Source organism: Bacillus sp. TL12 (genome assembly GCF_022625245.1).
In the GTDB taxonomy this organism is placed as follows: Bacteria; Bacillota; Bacilli; order Bacillales; family Bacillaceae_G; genus Bacillus_A.
The window spans coordinates 1-1,872 of the sequence record NZ_JAJJBY010000136.1; the positions used below are offsets into that span (position 1 = coordinate 1).

The window sequence follows — 1,872 nt, forward strand, 5'->3', positions numbered from 1 at the left end:
TTTTGGGTCTTCAATTCTTAATCGGTTTCCAAAGCCAGCAACGTCAACTTGATATTCTTTCTGCATTTTTTCTGTTACATGATGCACCAAGTGCTTTACTTCTTGTTCAGCAGCTTTTTCTGCCCTTTTTAAAAATTCATTTTCAAAACCTTTTCCTGAGTGCACCCAATTTTCAGACACACGCCCTTCTGATTCAATGTTTACATCAAAAGAAATCTTATTTTCCTTAACATGCGGGGTGATTTTGCTTTTTATGGACTTTATCTCGTAGATGATGGGTTGCTCTGTCTTTTTATCAAAGCCTTTTACCAAACCACCTTTCCTTTTTCCGTTGATCCATATTAGCCCCTCTAATTCCTCTTCATTTAAAAAACCACGTAACTTATTTGTATTTCCTTTGATTACGGCAGCTCCCGCAAATTTTACTTCACCATTTGTCGAAATCACATTTTGTAAAAGAAAACTAGATCCTGATTCCATCTTACCTCTTAATTTAGCGAGCGATACAAAAGGTAAAATTCTTGTTATTCTATATTGATTATCTGCAATCCCAATCAAATGAAACGCTGGAATTTCTCCTATTTCCTTTGATTCCAGTGTCTCACTAGCTCGCCCCTTGCTGATTAACACAAGACAGCTAAGCCTACTCTCATTTTCACGGAGATACTGATCAAGTAATTGGTTTAAACTATATTTGCGTACAAGATTCTCACTAATCACAATCACTTTTAAATGTGAAGCGAACAAAGGCCGATCTTCTCTTAATGAAAATTCACGGATTATTTGATGAATAGAATCTCCAGTCTCAGAAACATTAACATAACGTTTTTGTTGTGCCCCGCCTCCTTTACTCCCCGTTTGTTGGCTTGCAATTTGATAAGTAGATGTTATGATGTTTCTTTTAGGATATCCTCCTCCTCGGTCCTTAATCTTTTTCTCAATTGTTGACTCCTTACCTTTATCCAATGCTACAGCTAAAACTAAACTCAACTCTTCAATTTCTTTGCTACTCCAGCACCCTGTCAGAAACAGGAGCACAAGCATCAAAAACAAAGTCAAAATAACCCGTACATAGTGAAAGTTATTCTTCACGATGTCCCCCCTTTTCTCTTTAATCGCGTGACGATAAGAAGGAGCAGTGGTAGTAACCCAAATAAAAATAAAGCAGTATTGCCGACCATATCCCCGAATTTAAGTAGATCATTTATATTTTTCGAAGTCATAGCAATGATATAAATAATCGGAAGCAAAGCAAACATAAAAGGATGAATGCTCTTTTTGAAGAGTTGTGCTAGCCCCAATGCAGCAGCGTAGTAACTGATCGTATATGTAGCAAATATTTGCATAATCCATATTACGAGCAATAAAGATTCAAAACGTTCAAATATTAAACCAGAAATTTCAAAACTGCGCATGAGATCAATTGTCGGCCATGTTCTCGTTACAACTCCATCGACGGATAATGCACCGATGACCATTACGACCGTTATTACGTAAAAAATTAAGGGAATAGAAATGCCAACTAGAATGACTTTTACTGCTTTGTTTGGTTGCTCCATAAATACCAAAAGGATTAACATGATTTCAGGACCTGTATATGCGAGAGCAGTTGTCTTTATCCCATTTAACACCGGCTTAACTCCTAAACCTAATACGGGGCGGAGATTATCCATCTCAAATATTCCGAGACTCATCAAGGAAATGAGTAAAAAAATAAACACCGTAATAGGGAATATGATTTCAAACATCCGGGCAATTGAGTTAATGCCACTCATAATCAAATAGAGACCTATCCACATAAAAGGTATAATAATGGCCCATGTAGGAGTTCCTTCCAGCAAAAAAAAGCTAATGACTTCTGCCATTGAACGG

The 1,872-nt window shown here is 37.0% G+C and carries 2 protein-coding genes; both read right to left on the reverse strand.

All coding sequences use genetic code 11. From position 1 onward, the window contains the following. A partial coding sequence (locus LOK41_RS28000) for a Ger(x)C family spore germination protein (protein WP_241819355.1) occupies positions 1-1,092 on the reverse strand: 1,092 nt, incomplete at its 3' end. After that, a partial coding sequence (locus LOK41_RS28005) for a GerAB/ArcD/ProY family transporter (RefSeq protein ID WP_241819356.1) occupies positions 1,089-1,872 on the reverse strand: 784 nt, incomplete at its 5' end. The genes LOK41_RS28000 and LOK41_RS28005, both read right to left, overlap by 4 nt.